Raw genomic sequence first — 16,255 nt, forward strand, 5'->3', positions numbered from 1 at the left:
TCAGCAGATAATACCAGTTTACAGCGAGGTGATATAGAAATTTGAGAAAATTTCCCCCATAGCGGCTATGGGGGAAATTATAATTAGTATTACGCGTAATTAAACGTGCAATATTATGCAGCTTTTTCTTCTAGGCCTTGTTTTTCCCATACTTTCGCTTTAAAGCTCATAAGCACTAAAACAATACCTACGCCAATGCTAAATAAGGCAATTTGTAAGTATAAGTTAGGGATTTCTTCAACGTTATTTGGATCAAAGTTACCAGCCAGTAAGCCAGCAATAATGTTACCAATTGAATAAGTTAATACAAATACACCCATCATTTGGCCTGTGTAACGACGCGGCGAAAGTTTACTTACCGCACTTAATGCTACAGGGCTTAAACAAAGCTCACCCACTGTATGTAAAAAGTAGGTTGTTACTAGCCAGTATGGCGCTACTTTTAAGCCTTCAGCTGCGTAGTGAGCGGCCATAAACATAACTAAAAAGCCCGAAGCCATAATAATTAAGCCCATTGCACATTTTACGCTGTAAGTCGGCGATACCATCTTTTTAGATAAGTTAATCCAAAGCGCGGCAAAAAATGGCGATAAAGCAATAATAAATAGTGAGTTTAAAGATTGGAACCATGTTGTTGGAATTTCAAAAGTACCAATAAGGCGATCTGTGTAATCACGGGCAAAGAGGTTAAGTGATGAACCCGCTTGCTCAAAGCCAGACCAAAAACACGCAGAGGCAACACACACTAAAAATAGTGCCCACATTCTTTGTTTTTCGCCCGCTGTTAATTTACCTGTAAAGTAAATAACCCCGAAATAAATGAAGAATATAATAGTAAACACAACAGCTGTGTAGCCTGCTACAACAGTTGGGTTAATAATAATTGCGCCCGTCATTGCTGCAGCGGTCACACCAGCGGCAATAACAACAAAAGCAGCAATACCAAACCATGCACGAGATGCACCTTTAGCGCTTAATGGGTTAGCAGGCAAAGCGCTGTGCTCTGGTAGATTGTTAAGCGTGCGCTTATATTGGATTAAGCCTATAGCCATACCCACAGCAGCTGCACCAAATGCCCAGTGCCAACCTACGTTTTCCATAAAGTAACCACATACGTAGTAACCAATTAAAGAACCTAAGTTAATACCCATGTAGTATATAGCGTAACCGCCATCACGGCGCTCATCAGCATCGCTGTATAACTGGCCTACCATTGCGCTGATATTTGGTTTTAGCAAACCAGTACCTGTAGCAACAAAGATCAAACCAATAAAAAATGAATACTCATGAGGCACGGCCAAAATAATATGGCCACACATGATGATGATACCGCCGTACCATACGGCCTTTTGACCACCGAATAATCTATCCGCTAGCCAACCACCCGGTAAGCCTAAGAAATAAACGGCACCTGTGTATAAACCGTAAATTGCAGCAGCTGATGCAACCGTAAAGGCAAGGCCTTCTTCTTGTAGGCTTGCTGTCATAAACAATACGAGCATCGCTCGCATGCCGTAGTAACTCATTCGTTCCCACATCTCAGTGAAGAACAATGTCGAAAGTCCTTTAGGGTGGCCAAACCAACCACTATCTGGAGCTGAACTCATATTTACTTCCTAACTTTAAGAATTGTTGTAATGGCCTTATAATTTTTTGCTTTAGCTGTTTTGTGCCATGGGCACTAAAACGCTCGACCATCTGTATATTATTTGTAGCTAAGATAATGATTTGCTAAATGGTAGTAACACCACAAGGTAAGAGACACACCCTTATCCTAGTTACAATTGCGCTCAAGTATACATATACCTTAGTGCGAGGGGAAGCATTCGCGATATATCACCTTGCACTGCGTTAAAAGTCTGCATAGGGAATAATTGGGGTGCCAGGAAACTCTAACGTCCCGTACACAGGGTTGAAGTAATAGCGAATATAGAGCTGGCCAAAGTTTGGTTCGTAAAAGTCAGCACGATCGATGGCTAAATAACCACCAAAAAACCAATGCGGCGTTATACGGTACTCAAAGCTTCCTTCAAGATTGTATGACACGCCAGAGCTGTCATCACTCTCAAATACAGGGTCCACCGCGGTAATCGATTCTCTATCGTAGGCTTGTAGCTGCAAGTCAGTGTCGTTAGGATAAAAATCAATGGCTTGGGTTTTTGTTTGCGAATACGAAATCCCCGTTTTTAAGCGATAAACAAAATCATCGCCCCAGCGCGCATCGTAGCTTAAAGGCACCGACAACCCAACGTAGTTTTGTGGGCTATAGTAACCGCCGTGGCCCCATGTTTCTTCACTTAAATTATACTGGTATGCCCAATGTAATAGACTTGCGCCGACGGTAAACTCACGCTCTTGATTACTAATAACGCGATAATAAGACCCGCCCATTACTCTATAGCGTTGGTTATCTTTAACATTTTGCCCTTTATAGAGCGTAAAGTCGGCGCTTGACCAAAAGCCCCAATCGCCACCTAAGTCATGAGATAGGTTGGCAGTTAGGCCTGTTGAGCGCACGCCGCCCCAAATTTCACCGGTATTTACATCTTCAAGCCCAGCATAAGAGAGCACGGAGCTTGTTACAGGGCGTTTTTCGAGCTCTAGGCTATAACCAAAATCGCCAATACTGTTGGCGTAATTTACACCCCATACTATGTCTTCAATTAAAAAGCCAAGTGGGGTCGTGCCTACATCAACACGCCAATTTTCATTTTGCCATCCAATACCTATGTCGACCCCATCTTGCTCAGGGCTTACTTCATCAATAGCACAGGTAAATATACAAAGTGCACCTTGGCCGTAGCGGCTACCAGCAAATTGCTCATCAAAGCGAGTTGTTTGTGCGCTAATAGTGGTTGGGTCTATTTTAATAAACCCTTGGCCTTGCCAAAGTGGAAAGTAGGCCTCAATAGGTACTAAGCCTGCGCCAAGAGTTGCCTCGCTTTCGGTGCTTGTTTGGCCACTAAAGTTTACCCCAATAGCAATGTATGCTTGGTTTTTGCTTTGCTCATTTATAAGCTCGCGCTTAGCGCCATTAATATACCACGCATCATTTTCATCTATGCGAGCAATTTGTTTGTAAAACGATTCATCGTTTAGGCGTTGCTCGCTTGATAGCGTTTTTAAATACCATTGCTTAGCTTGGTCTTGTTCATTAAAATTTCGAGCAACTTCAGCGCCCAAATAACTAAGCTCTTTATCATTGGGTGATTTAGCAATTAATTGATTGGCTAAAACTAAAGCATCACCTGCGTAATTAAAGTCATTTAACGAGGCCATTATTTGGCGTTGTAAGTAGGCTTGCTGATCATCTGTTTGCGTTATTGCGCGCTCAGTAACTTCTTTTGCCTGAAAGTCGTTACCTAATTCTCTGTAAGCTTTTGCTATTGCAAGCATTGCTTGAGGTTCAATTGGCTGATTGTTTTTCAGTTTTTGCTGATAAACAATAATTGCTGACTCTTGCTGCCCCAGAGCTAAATTAGCATTTATCAATGCCGTGGTTATGGCGGGTGTACTTTGGTACTTTTGATCAAGCTGGTTAAGCTTTGCTAATAATTCGCCACCTTCGTAATACTGATTAATATATGTGGTGTATAAATTGACGTACTGTTCTACTTCGTCAGCACTTGCATTATTAGGCAAGCTGTAATGAGAAAACCATTGTTCTACAGCAGGGCGCTCGTTTTGTTCTAATAGCCACTGCGCGTAAAGCATATGCCAATAAGGTGATAAAGTAGGCTCAGTATTTAATGCAGTATTAATTAACTTTAGAGCGTGTTTTTTCTCATCTATTTGATACCAGCTACGCGATAGCTCGGCTTTCATTACAGGAGTTAAATTTTGCGCTTCTAAATTACTTAAATGAAAAATAGCCGTGGTTCTATTTTTAGTATTTAAGTGTCGCTCGCTTTGTCGAAGAGACTCGTTGAGCCTAAGTTGTTGCTCAAGAGAAATTATGTCGTCATTTCGATCATTAACCGGCACATACTCTAAGGTGTTTAAAGCGCCTTGATAATCATCAATTGAGCGTAAAAATAAAGCATGGCTATAACGTAACTGTGGATTGAGCGGAAACTGCCAAAGCACATTATTAAATAACGTTTTTGCCTTTTGAGTTAACCCGTTTTGTTGATAAATAAACGCTAAATCGTAATAAAGCCAAGGCTGCTCAGGGGCCAGTTCAATTGCCTCTTTTAAGGTTTTCTCAGCAAGCTCTGTATCGCCTGCATCACTATATTGGCGTGCTTTTTCGCGAAGCTGGCTACTTAACGTTGCCGCATACACAGGTTTAAGTTGTGCTTTTTGAGACTGAGATAAAGCATTATAAAACTTGATTAACGACTGCTCATTGTTATCCAATTCAACAATTTCTAATAACCCTGTTAGAGCGCCATTATTAAGCGGATCATTTTTTAACACGGTTTGATAAATTGCGGCCGCTTGTGAATAATTACCTTGAGCAAATTGTAACAATCCGCGGTTATACAAAACGCTAGCAGGGTCTTGCTCAAGTGTGTCGGCTAAATTTAATTTAAGCAACGCCGTTTTAAACTGGCTATTATTAATGGCTTCTTTTGCTTGGCGTATGTAAAGCCAAAACTTCGCTGTGGTGGCTAAGTCTTTTAGCGTTTCTCGCTCGGCAAAGTCGGCGGTATGCGAATACGCCTTAGTAAAATAATTATAAGACGTTTGATTTTTACCCATACGCAAATAAAGGGTGCCAAGGCTGCGCATAATTGCGCCATCGTTAGGGCGCCCTTTGAGCGCTTTTAGTAAAAGCGGCTCTGCGGCAACGAGCTTGTTTTTTTCAAGTAACGCCTCACCTTTAAGCCATAGTTGGTAGGCCGGGTTAGCTAATAATTTTTGTCGCGCTTTTAAATCTTTTTTGAAATCTTGATACTGTAATTCGCCTTTGCTGCTAAACGGATATACGCTAAAGTAGCGCTGAAATTGTTTTTCTGTAGCGCTATTTAATTGCATGTTAGATAAAGCACCTAACCAGATTGTTTCTACTTCATTACTGTAGCGAGAGGTGGCACCATATTTACTTAAAATAGTTAGCGCGGTGCTATCAGTGGGGTTATTTCTGAGTAAGTGGCGCGCATATGCAATATCTACCGCGCCGATGTTCTCGTAACTGCGTAGTAGCCTTTCGTAGCCTTTTTTTACATTTTTCCATTGGCTTTGATCTTGTGCATACCAACTTAAGTGCTCAAGCTCAAACGCTAAGCTTGGATAGGTGTTTTTAAAAAGCCTGCTGTAAATTAATCGCGCTTGTTCGTAACGTCCCGCACGGGCAAGTAATTTAGCTTGTTGTATATCTGCTTTGTCTTCGTTTTCTAATCTAGCAATTAATCGTAACTGTTCTACACAAGGGTGGGTACGTGTGTTGTTACCGTCAATTTTTCTTAAAATTTGATTTGCTTGTATAGCCTTACCATTGGCAAACTCAAAACGAGCAAGCGCACACTGGCTTTCTATTCGATTAGGGGCAATGGCCAATAGCTTTTGTAAGCTATCGGCAATTAAATCTTTATTTTCTTGCACTTCACCAATATTGATTTGGCTTAAAAGCCACTCAACAGAGTGTGTATCAATGTCATTATTTGTTTTAGCATGCACACTTGCGCTGACTGCTAACGTACAAACAACAGCCCATTTTAACGACATTCAGTGCTCCACCTTGGCTTGAGCGTCCCGTCTGCTGTTATTAAAAAGCGCTTATTAAGCGCGCTACTACCAAACAGGTTTAATACACTGTCGTAATAGCGTGTTTGTGTGAATGACTTATCGACCATTAACTTTTGTTGAATGGCCATAACCAAAGAATCATCGCCATTTTCTTTTAGCATGGGCAGTAGGGCAGCATTAAAGCCTAATGGGCCACGCTTTTGGGTTTTGCCAGAGCGCGCATAGGTATTTAAAGGGACATAGCCACGGCTGTTTATAGCCTCTACAAAAGGGGTAAACTGCTCGCTTAGTTGTGCTTTGTATGGCGCATCGTTCGCCATCATGCTGGCCCATAAGTAAACCCTAATGGCGTTAAAACTGCCTAAATCGGTTGCTTTTTTATCGTAATAAAAACCTTTTGCTGGGCTATACATCACCCAGTCAGGGCTAACTCCGTTTTTAGCGGTATCCAAAATAAGCTTTGCAGACGCTTCATGTAATTGCTGCCAAGGTGAGTGCGGGTATAATTTGCTAAATTGCTGATAAATAAATAACGGTGAATAACTAGGGTTGAGTTTATAGGTGTTATTTTCAAATTCAAACCCAGCAGGGGCGGGTAATAAAGTAAGCCCTAACCCTGAAATATAGGCGGTTTCTTCTCGCATAATACGCTGCGCTAATACAGCAGCTAAAATACTATAGCGGCGGTCATCCCATAAAATAGCTGCTTGCGATAAACTATATGCTATCCATAAATCAGAATCTGATGCTGGGTTTGAGTCTATAATCCCATAGGTATCATTGCCTGTTTCACCCCATTGCCACGCAGGCAGACGTGTACTTAAATCGCCTTCAGAGAGATGGTCTTGCGTCCAATCTAAAATGCTATCAAACGCGGCTTTATCGTTTGCTACTAGCGCAAAAAATAGTGCGTATGATTGCCCCTCTGAGGTGGTAATATTTTGTTTTGAACCTAGGTCTATTACGCGGCCTTCATCACTAATAAAGTGATTTTTAAATACTTGCCACCCCTGCCAAGGCTCGCACTGCTGCGTTTGCGCTGACACAGAAAAACTTAAAAAAGCGGCTACTAATAATGCTCGGTTAAGTAATGTCATTATTCATCTCCTTCAGCTAAACGCTTATGGGTGAGTGCTTGTAGTAATCGCCATAAAATAAATGAAATTAGTAACAGCGTTAATATAGAAAGCAGGGCTAAAATAAATGGATGGTCAGATAAATGGAACCACACCAGCGTATGTACAGGAATATGACCGACAAAGTATTGCTCTTCGGTTTTTATTGTTTTAACGCCTTGTGAGTTTATAACCGCAGCACTGCCTTTTAATTGGCTTAATGTTTGCGAGTCCATAAGGGTTTTATCAATTAAGCCAAATGCTTTTTCAGTGGTGGCATTAAGTGATACAACAGAGCGCTCAGAATCAAAAGGAGATTGATAAGCTGTAATTACCGCCATATCTCCGCTACTTTTTACACTTACTTGTATTTTATCTGTGGCTTGCTCATCGTATGCACCGTTGTAAATTGCTTGCTTTATTTCACGTTGGTTATTCGTTAAAAGTACGTTTGTATGCGCATCTTCATCTAGTTGCTGAGCTGTGCTGCCAGGCTTTGCAACAACTAAAATATCTTTGTCGTCTAAATCAACATTTTCATTTAAATGGGCCACTGTCATTCTGTGGGTTGGATACCCCGTTATTGCGCCAAAATGACCGGTAAGATTAAACAGCAAAGTTAACGCTTTTGCAGAAGGCTGCTGGTCAATTAGTACAAGTGTTTGCTGTAAATCGGCATATTTGGTGTACGGGAAGCCACTGTTCGCAAAAACATTCAAATCTGGCAGGGCAATGTAATGATCAAAACCACTTACATCAATATTAGAATTACCATCAATAACACCAAACTCACCACCAGGTGGTGCTATTGCACACTCACCTTTTTTCAGCACACTAAATCTAAAATCAAAGTTTAGCTCGTTCCGAGTGGCTAGGTTTATGCCATTCAGTGAAAAGTTTTCTGCGTTTTGTGTAGTATCGGTATTGGCAATAAGTGGCAATAATGTTTTTGTAGTATTGAGTGTAGAATCGTCGTTATCTAACAAATATCCACTAATAAACTTTTGATTAATCAACATATTTAACCGAGAGTCCAAAGACCCGCTCTCGGGTGTGCTGCGATATTGCAATGTAATGGGGATGCCTTTTTCGCGCCAAGTAAATAAATCTGGCGCAAAACGCACGTTTAATTTTACGGGTCCGTTATTTAGCCCTTGTGCTTGTAGCTGATTGTCAAAATCAATTAATTCGTCAAAGTGTACTGCTCTATCAGCGCGTAACCAGCGCGGGGCATCGTACGCCTTGCGAAGCGGTAGTTGGTTAATTGCTTCTATGCTAGCTGTTCTGCCGGTCATGACTTTATGGCCAAAGGCCAATCCCGTGACGGCGGTTTTTAAATCGTCTTCATCACGCCCTAAAATAAGCAACATTTTGCTGTATCTATGTAGTGGGTTTGAAATAATCTCAACGGTTGGCTTTTCCACATCGGGATAGTCTTTTAAAAAGTCAGGCTTTGAATCGTTGGTAATAAAAACCACGCTGTGCGTATCTAATGATTTGTTAATCACCACCGGAAAATCAGCACCACGCCAGTCAGCTTGCGCGCCAAACCAGCTTGAAAGAGTCGCAGCCGCTTCAATCGTTTTGGTGTTAGGTGTTTTTGCAAACACAAACGGTAAGCTTAACTTATTGTAATCTTTGGCATCAAAAAAGGGCTCTGGTAAATATTCTAAACGGCTATCTATTGCCAGTTGCTTTTGATTGAGCGTGATATTGCTCGATTTATTAATTTCGGTCCAAATAGAGCGACTAAAGTAATCTTGGCAACGTAAATCATAATAACCAACAAGCTCAAACCGTACTTGGTTGTAGTCTTGTACATACTTAGCATTGAGTTTTAGGCTATGGTTAACGGTATTTTTAACCACACTTAGTTGCTCATTTATGGGCAGTACAGTGACTAAGTTTTCATTAAAATACACTTTTAAATGCGACACGTTCGCAATCAATGATGGCGAGTTTGTGTACGAAAAATTAAGCTGTAAATCGGTGCTTAATTTATCAATGCGGTTGGTAAAATCCACTCTTGAGTTGTTGTTTATGCCATCAAGCTTGTAGCCATCAAAGCCTAAAGCAGCAAAGTCTAATCTTAAACTAGACACGTTGGCGCTTTCTGGGTAGCCATTTATAAACACAGATTTATCGTGCATTGGCTCAATAGCACATGCTTTGTAAGCACTGCATGTTAGAAACAGTATTAGAAATGTATTAAGCAAATTTTTAATCATAATTATAATGCACTATTGGTTTTTTAGGGGTGAAAGAGTTTATATATACAACAATTTTTGTCATTAGTTTTACAAAGGGTTGTAATGGCTTAGGAGCATGAAACAATAAATTACTAAATCCTCTTAAACTTGTTTTTTGTACTTCTTTAAAGCTATATGAAGGGCGGTCATGACGAAAATTATTTTGCCAGTCAAGCCACGCATCCGCTCTTGAAAAGGTGCACTGTATAAATGCTTTTTGCTTTTCGAGCGAGAGATCTTTTAACGTTAAGCCTATTTGTTTGTTTCGGGTGTTACATACATACGTTGTAAACGAAAACTGTTTATTACCGCGGCTCATTAATAGCTCTATTTTGTCGTTTACTCGGCATAAATGAGCGTGCTCTGTTTCAATGCCCACCCCATTATCAGAGTAATCGGTTATTTTAACTTTTAACGTATGCCCATTTGCTAAGCGCACGCCGGCCGGAAAGTTTGCCTTAATACGGTGTGACTGCCTTACTTGCCTAGCTTCTGCAGCAACGGCTACCGCAGCGCCTAAAATAATAATATTATAAATTGCCCAGCCCATGCTGATTAACAAAACGCCCACTTGGCTCGGATCGCCAAAGCCTAAGCGTAAAACACCTACAAGCATGCCAACTAAGTTTATGAGTAAAAGTACCAAGTAGGGTTTAGATATACCCCAATCGTAATGCTCTTTATCATTTAAGCCGCCTTTTTCTGTTACGTTAAACTTACCCTTATTAGGGTTTATTAGCGCAACGGTTGTAGGCTTTAATATGTACCACGCAAGAACAGACTCATACACTTCCCCCCAAAAAGAGTAGCGATATTTACCCTGAATTCGTGAGTTGGTCGCTTTTATTTGTATGAGTGTAGGCACTACATAAATAAAAATAGCTAAAAACGGCGCATAGATAATGTAAGCATTAAAGTATATGAGCGCCAGTGGCGCGGTTAAAAATACAATACGCGGAATGCCCGATAAAAAGTGCAGCATGGCGTTTAAGTAGCACAGGCGCTGTGGTATATCGAGCCCTTTACCTAAAATTGGGTTATCGAGCCTAAATATTTGTGCCATACCCCGAGCCCAACGAATACGCTGGCCAATATGTGCAGAGAGGCTGTCGGTGGCAAGGCCTGCAGCTTGTGGGATATTTATATAAGCGGTTTTATAACCGGCACGTTGCATACGCAGAGCAGTGTGGGCATCTTCGGTTACCGTTTCAAATGCAAAGCCACCAATATTGTCGAGTGCTTCGCGTTTTAAAACAGCGCATGAGCCACAAAAGAAGGTGGCATCCCACATGTCATTACCATCTTGGATCAACCCATAAAAAAGCATGTTTTCATTAGGGATTTGGCTGTGGTTATTTAAATTACGCTCAAACGGATCTGCTGAGAAAAAGTGATGCGGTGTTTGCACTAAACATACTTTGCTGTCTTTTAAAAATTGCCCCATGGTCATTTGTAAAAATGAGCGGGCAGGTACGTGGTCACAGTCAAAAATAGCAATGTAGTCGCCGTTAGTGTAGCGCATGGCGCTATTCATATTACCGGCTTTAGCGTGGTTATTATCGGGTCGTGTTAAATAACCCACCCCCACTTTTTGAGCAAATTCTTTAAACTCAGGGCGTTTGCCATCATCAAGAATATACACGTTGAGCTTATCAGCAGGCCAATCAATGCTCATCGCCGCAAGCGTGGTAGGTTGTACAACACTTAATGGTTCATTATAAGTAGGAATGTATACATCAACTGTTGGCCATAAGTCAGTGTTTTCTGGCAACGGAACAGGTTTACGCTCAAGGGGGTTTATAGTTTGAAAAAAGCCTAAAATGAGCACTAGCCACGCATAGGTTTCTGCCAGCAGCAAGCCTGCGCCTAACGTAAGTGCAACAGGGTCATCCCAATTGAGGGTTTCTGTGTAGCGCCACCATAAATAACGCGATGAAGTGGTTACCGATAGGGTGATCATTACAATCGTGGCCATTTGCCCTTTAACGCGCTTAAGCCCGTATGCCACTATCAAAATAAAACTAATAAACACGGCTTGCGCTTCTAGGCTAAACGGAATGGTTATAAAAATAGCCAGTAAAAACAATATAAAGGCTACAACCACATATTTTATTAGTTTATTTTGCCAAATCTTAGCGTCAGCCATGGTTTTAAAAGCACTTTTTTTAGGACCCTTAACGTTTTTTGATAACAAACGCTTTAGTAATCTACCTAGTTTTAAGTCAAACCAACGCAACTGTTTAAGTGAATAACTTACCCCATTATAAAACTGATTTGATAGCCGCTCCCTTACAGAGTTATTTTTAGGTTTGTATTTAAAAAATAACAAATAAACGCTTTGAATGATAAAGCGCAAAATATTTGAATAAATAAACGTGCGGTACGGCAAGCGAAGATGCGGGTAGTAATCATACAAAACAAGTTCAAAGTTAATTTTGTGGTCTTTTATATTGATAAACAATGAACTAATCAGCGTAATAAAAGGCATTAAAAAGGCTTCTATTACGTTTACTTTGTGCTGGTTAAAATAACTATGAAACTTAAATAAAATATAACGTACAAGTTTTTCAGTAAAAATAATGCTTAACAGTAAATACAAAGTACTGTGTATTGGGCGCTTATAAAATAAAGAAAAGCTCATAACTACAGGGCCGATTTACTTACAAGCCAGCCGGCAAGTGTTTCAAAGTCATCGTTAGCAACACTGTAAGGCGCACAATTAAGCGCTACATTTCTATAGGCTGTAGACTCTTTAATTACTTCATCACTATTTATAAAAAAGGGCGCCATAAGCGGCAAGGTAGATTGCCATAAAGAAAACAGGTCAAACTCAAGTGTTGATGCAGAGTTATAACGATTGACTAAAAAGAAGTGTTTCCACTGGTTGTCAGTGTGTTTTAACGTTTGTAGTTTTTTATAAATTAAGCTGTGGCAAATAGCATCACAATTAACTATTTCAATCACTATGTCGTTTTTATCGAGCGGATAGTGGGTGATATCAATATGTGCAGGGCAATCAAAAAGAAGCCAAGCATTATTGTTATAATCCAGTTTATTGCAATTTTTTATAAAATCGAATAACGCGGCGGTACTAACACTTTTATCGCCAAAAGGTAAAAACACTATGCCATCACTATCTTGATGAAAGTGCTCAAGGGCTTGTTCAAAGTCCTGCTCGTTACTCCAGCCTTGGTTGTACTGCCAAGGCAGGCCAAAGTGCAGGCCCAAATCGCTTTTAGAGTCTAAATCTATAGTGATAACGTCAGAGCCCGACTTTTTTAATACGCAGGCTAAGTTGGCAACCATAGAAGTAGCGCCAGTGCCGCCTTTAATGCCTTTTAGAAAAATTCTTTGCAAAGGATTGTTTACCTGTCGTTTCAATTACTACTTACGCATTTACTGCACGGTGTATTTCGTTCAGTAATGCATATTTTTTTATTGTTTGTTTATTTTTTTGTTTATTAACAATTTCAACGTAATCTTCACTTTTGCCGCCAAAACGTCGTGCAAGGTTCTCAATGTCATTTGATGTTAAGGTTTCAGAGCTTTTTGTCGTTAAATTACGCATTGTTGCCTTTGTGCTAAAGTTTATTATTTTTATTTAAAGTGGACAATATTTGTCTATTATATATAGAATAGCGGGTAAAACTAGTAAAAAAGTATTTTTTATAGGCTAAATTCAGTGCAAAACTTTAACATTTCAGGCTTGCAGCCCTCTGCTGCAGAGCTAAAACCTGCATCGTTATATGCAATTTTAGCCCCTTTAGACAATTTTGCTACTGAACTGGCATTACATGCAATTAATAACCCCTCAGTCTCTGATATTTATATTGTTTCTTCTCAAATAGAAACATTTTTTGAAGGTCCTTTTAGCGATGCATTAAATCATGCATTTGACCAACACAAAGTGCATCCGTTTAGGTTTTCGGCAGATACGCGCGACTGGCCAAAGCAACAAATAATTAACAACACCCTAAAAGAGCTAAATGCTTATAAACAGCTAAATAACGCATTAGTCATTGTTCACTTTAGTACGACTGATTTAGCTTCATTGGATCAAAAGCAACTGATGCAAAGTGTTCAGGCCTATAAAAAATTTAGTACACAATCAGGAGCAACTGTCTTATTTTTAGTTTCAGGCCCTGAGGTGACTAACTATCGCTTTTTATTAAGGCGGTTAAATTCGGAACTCGACGGGTTAGTATATGTTGAGAATGATTCCACAGTGCGCGTACTAGAGTACGATTATTGGCATCACAGTACAGGTATCATCGCCTCTGTACAGTATCCATTAATGATTGAAAATGGCTGTTTTAAAGTGCAGCAAAATAGTATTACGGAACAACAAACCTCAACATCGGGTGTATTTGCAGATGAAGACGACGTGTGGATTGTACAAGGAGCTATTCCTGAAGGGACCAAGCTTCCTGCAAAATATAAAATAATAAAAGACAACAATGCGCTTTTTTCTAAAGGCCCTAAATTAGAGGCGGCAACATTGGTATTTGCAGTTTCGCGCTATACCGATTTAGCCCTGCTTGCCAAGCAATGTTTTGAGCTGAGAAAAAACTGTGGTCGCTGGCTTAAATTAGTGATTCAGAACGTTGATGGGGTGATCCGCCATCAAGATGAATGCTTATTTTTGACCTTAGGTGTTAATCTAATTTTGTATAGTTTTTCAGAGCCTTCTAGGTTGCTCTCACAGGTGCAGTCAATTCAAGGGTTTCAATTTTCAAGACCGTTACCGCCTTCTATTGAACATGTACTTCAATTTACCGAAAATACCTTTTCTAAAGGTTACCTGCCTTTTATAGAATTTACCAAACAGGTAGAAGTTCACAGCGATTCAGCTGTAAATTTAGGGGTAAGCGGGGTTTTGGTTAAATTAGAGCTTTTGCCTCGGATTGACCCAATCCACCCTTTGCATTTATTTCATATAAAGCGAGAAGGTGACGTATTCAGTTTGGTAGAAAACACCGTGTATTTGTATTTACATGCGTGTCGCGAAAATGATGTTAACAATGCGATAAAGCACTTGTTTAAATTAGAAACAAACGATTTTTTTGCGCAGCAAAATATTATTTCCGATCATTTTTATATTCAGCAAGAATGTAAACAGCTTAGGCGTTATTATGCGGGCCAAGATATAACCGATTACTCTGCCCAATTAAAAGAGAATGAAAGCTATAAATTTTCGCAAAAAATAGATGCAAGTGTTGCAGCTGATTTAGAAACACCAGAGTTTACTAAAAACGAGCGCGCAGATGCTGTGCCGTTCAAAATGGCCATAAAGAGTAACGTATGAGTATCAATCAATTATTGATTACAGCAATTTTAGCGATGCTAGTTGGCGTATTTTTATGTATGTCGGGGTCGTTGATACTGAAAAAAATAAAAAAATACTATGCTCAGCTTACGTTTAAACATGAAGTACTCGAACCTTACAAACCAAATAGAATAAAGAAGGGTAAATAGTGAAATTATCAGGCTTAGGGGTGTGGAACCTCTATTTTTTAGTTAAGTTTGCACTTTTTTATTATGGTGCAATCGACTTTGGCTTATTAGCAAATGCTGCGCTGGCTGCTTTTTTTGCTATTTCTTACACGCACCCTTTACTAAATAAAGCCAAACATTGGTTAGGCGCAGTAATGGCCATTGTTTTACTTTATAAAGATTCGTGGTTGCCCCCTATAGACCGTTTAACACGCCAAGCTGGTAACGTGCAAGACTTTAGCTTTGGCTACTTTTTAGAGCTCATGGCGCGTGTCATTAATGTTGATATGTTATTGGCACTGTTTGTTATTACTGTGTGCTTTTGGTATTGCTCACAGTGGATACGCTTTACCACCGTAACAATAGTTGGGCTTATGTTTGTAGCCTGGCAGGGGACAAACAACGAGGATAATTTAATTACACAGCCAGTGGCGGCTAATAATGTTCAAACAGCAGCGCCTCGTGCACAAGCACAGGTGGTAACACAAGAAGCAAAATCGCCTGATCAGCAATTAAAAGAGTTTTATCAGCAACAAAGTTTGCTAGCAAGCCAGTTCCCTCAGCAATATAATGGCGAGTTATTTGATGTCATAGTACTAAATATTTGCTCGATGGCCGTGGCTGATCTAGAGGCTATTGGCGTAAGCCTTGATGATTTATATAGCGATTTTGATGTGGTGTTTTCTGATTTTAATTCGGCTACTTCTTACTCTGGGCCTGCTGCAATTCGCCTTCTACGAGCAAGTTGTGGTCAAACAAGCCAAACTGCCTTATTTGAAAATGCACCAGAGCAGTGTCATTTGTTTAAAAATTTAGAAAACTTAGGTTACAAAAGCAATGTGGTTATGAACCACGACGGCCACTTTGATGAGTTTAAAGGTTTGGTGAAAAAGTTTGGTAAAATAGATGAGCAGCCTTACGATATAACTAACTTACCTGTAGCTCAATACGGGTTTGACAACAAACCTATTTACTCAGACGGGGCAGTACTAAACTCATGGTTAAATGATAAAGGTGAAGACTGCGCGCCATGTGCTATGTATTACAACACCACCAGTTTGCATGATGGCAATCAACTAGCGAATCAAGCCCGCATGAGTAGCCTTGAAAGTTACCCAATTAGACATAAAAACTTATTTAACGATATTAACGGGTTTATTAAAAACCTAGAAAAACGTGGTCGTAATGTCATGCTGATGATAGTACCTGAACACGGCGCAGCATTAAAAGGCGATAAAGTGCAGTTTGCTGGGCTTCGTGAGATACCAAGCCCAAGTATTGTATCTGTTCCGGTGGCGATTAAGTTTATTGGTAAAAATGTACAAAGCTATTCACAAACGCTTGTAAGCGAATCAACAAGTTACTTTGGTTTATCGGAGCTAATTAGTGGCGTGCTTAGCACAAACTTTTTTGCAGGTAATGGCAATATTGCCGACTTAGTTGATACGCTGCCTCGTGCACCTAAAGTAGCCGAAAACGCTGACACAATAATGATGTATGTTAATAAGCGCCCTTATATTCAATTAGATGGCGGAGACTGGACCCCATACCCGCAAAATTAATAGCATATTTGCACGACCCCTTTTAAAACGCAGCTTACACGCTGCGTTTTTTAGTTTTAAGCTGCACGTTATTACAGTTTGATGTTTATAGGCGTGAGTTTACAGTGATAAAGACGATGGCTTGTCCAAATTTGTTTACAATTTA

9 protein-coding genes are annotated in these 16,255 nt (G+C 40.0%); 2 read left to right on the forward strand and 7 right to left on the reverse strand.

Annotation, left to right across the window (positions count from 1 at the left end):
- Positions 1–113: 113 nt before the first annotated feature.
- The 7 genes from PSH54_RS14650 to bcsR all read right to left on the reverse strand — a co-directional run bounded on the left by PSH54_RS14650 (position 114) and on the right by bcsR (position 12,623).
- On the reverse strand, positions 114–1,607 hold the full coding sequence (locus PSH54_RS14650; protein ID WP_024032295.1) for a peptide MFS transporter: 1,494 nt from the start codon (positions 1,605–1,607) through the stop codon (positions 114–116).
- A gap of 244 nt (positions 1,608–1,851) precedes the next feature.
- Entirely contained in the window at positions 1,852–5,670 is a 3,819-nt protein-coding gene (locus PSH54_RS14655; RefSeq protein WP_273606427.1) for a cellulose synthase subunit BcsC-related outer membrane protein, read from the reverse strand.
- Entirely contained in the window at positions 5,661–6,788 is a 1,128-nt protein-coding gene (gene bcsZ / locus PSH54_RS14660) for a cellulose synthase complex periplasmic endoglucanase BcsZ (RefSeq protein WP_273606428.1), read from the reverse strand. Before bcsZ ends, PSH54_RS14655 begins: the two co-directional genes overlap by 10 nt.
- Complete coding sequence (gene bcsB / locus PSH54_RS14665) at positions 6,788–9,034, reverse strand: cellulose biosynthesis cyclic di-GMP-binding regulatory protein BcsB (protein WP_273606429.1); 2,247 nt, start codon at positions 9,032–9,034, stop codon at positions 6,788–6,790. Before bcsB ends, bcsZ begins: the two co-directional genes overlap by 1 nt.
- Positions 9,027–11,696: a UDP-forming cellulose synthase catalytic subunit gene (gene bcsA / locus PSH54_RS14670; RefSeq protein ID WP_024032291.1), complete on the reverse strand. Its 2,670-nt coding sequence runs from the start codon at positions 11,694–11,696 to the stop codon at positions 9,027–9,029. The genes bcsB and bcsA overlap by 8 nt, the downstream gene beginning before the upstream one ends.
- Positions 11,697–11,698: 2 nt before the next feature.
- Positions 11,699–12,412: a cellulose biosynthesis protein BcsQ gene (bcsQ, locus tag PSH54_RS14675; protein WP_273606430.1), complete on the reverse strand. Its 714-nt coding sequence runs from the start codon at positions 12,410–12,412 to the stop codon at positions 11,699–11,701.
- Positions 12,413–12,443: 31 nt separating this feature from the next.
- Positions 12,444–12,623, reverse strand: a complete 180-nt coding sequence (gene bcsR / locus PSH54_RS14680) for a BcsR/BcsP family cellulose biosynthesis protein (RefSeq protein WP_055253153.1) — start codon at positions 12,621–12,623, stop codon at positions 12,444–12,446.
- 114 nt (positions 12,624–12,737) lie between these two features.
- On the opposite strand from bcsR, the gene bcsE reads away from it, so the two are divergent.
- Positions 12,738–14,360 (forward strand): cellulose biosynthesis protein BcsE, encoded by a 1,623-nt coding sequence (bcsE, locus tag PSH54_RS14685; protein WP_273606431.1) that lies wholly within the window; start codon positions 12,738–12,740, stop codon positions 14,358–14,360.
- Between the two features lie 169 nt (positions 14,361–14,529).
- Positions 14,530–16,110: a cellulose biosynthesis protein BcsG gene (gene bcsG, locus PSH54_RS14690; protein ID WP_024032287.1), complete on the forward strand. Its 1,581-nt coding sequence runs from the start codon at positions 14,530–14,532 to the stop codon at positions 16,108–16,110.
- Positions 16,111–16,255: the final 145 nt, after the last annotated feature.

Source organism: Pseudoalteromonas sp. Angola-30 (assembly GCF_028599215.1).
Taxonomy (GTDB): Bacteria; Pseudomonadota; Gammaproteobacteria; order Enterobacterales; family Alteromonadaceae; genus Pseudoalteromonas; species Pseudoalteromonas atlantica.

Bases quoted from the DNA above. Each gene is read 5' to 3' on its own strand.
- bcsB (WP_273606429.1), bottom strand. From the start codon at position 9,034: ATGATTAAAAATTTGCTTAATACATTTCTAATACTGTTTCTAACATGC.
- bcsA (WP_024032291.1), bottom strand. From the start codon at position 11,696: ATGAGCTTTTCTTTATTTTATAAGCGCCCAATACACAGTACTTTGTAT.
- bcsR (WP_055253153.1), bottom strand. From the start codon at position 12,623: ATGCGTAATTTAACGACAAAAAGCTCTGAAACCTTAACATCAAATGAC.
- bcsZ (WP_273606428.1), bottom strand. From the start codon at position 6,788: ATGACATTACTTAACCGAGCATTATTAGTAGCCGCTTTTTTAAGTTTT.
- PSH54_RS14650 (WP_024032295.1), bottom strand. From the start codon at position 1,607: ATGAGTTCAGCTCCAGATAGTGGTTGGTTTGGCCACCCTAAAGGACTT.
- PSH54_RS14655 (WP_273606427.1), bottom strand. From the start codon at position 5,670: ATGTCGTTAAAATGGGCTGTTGTTTGTACGTTAGCAGTCAGCGCAAGT.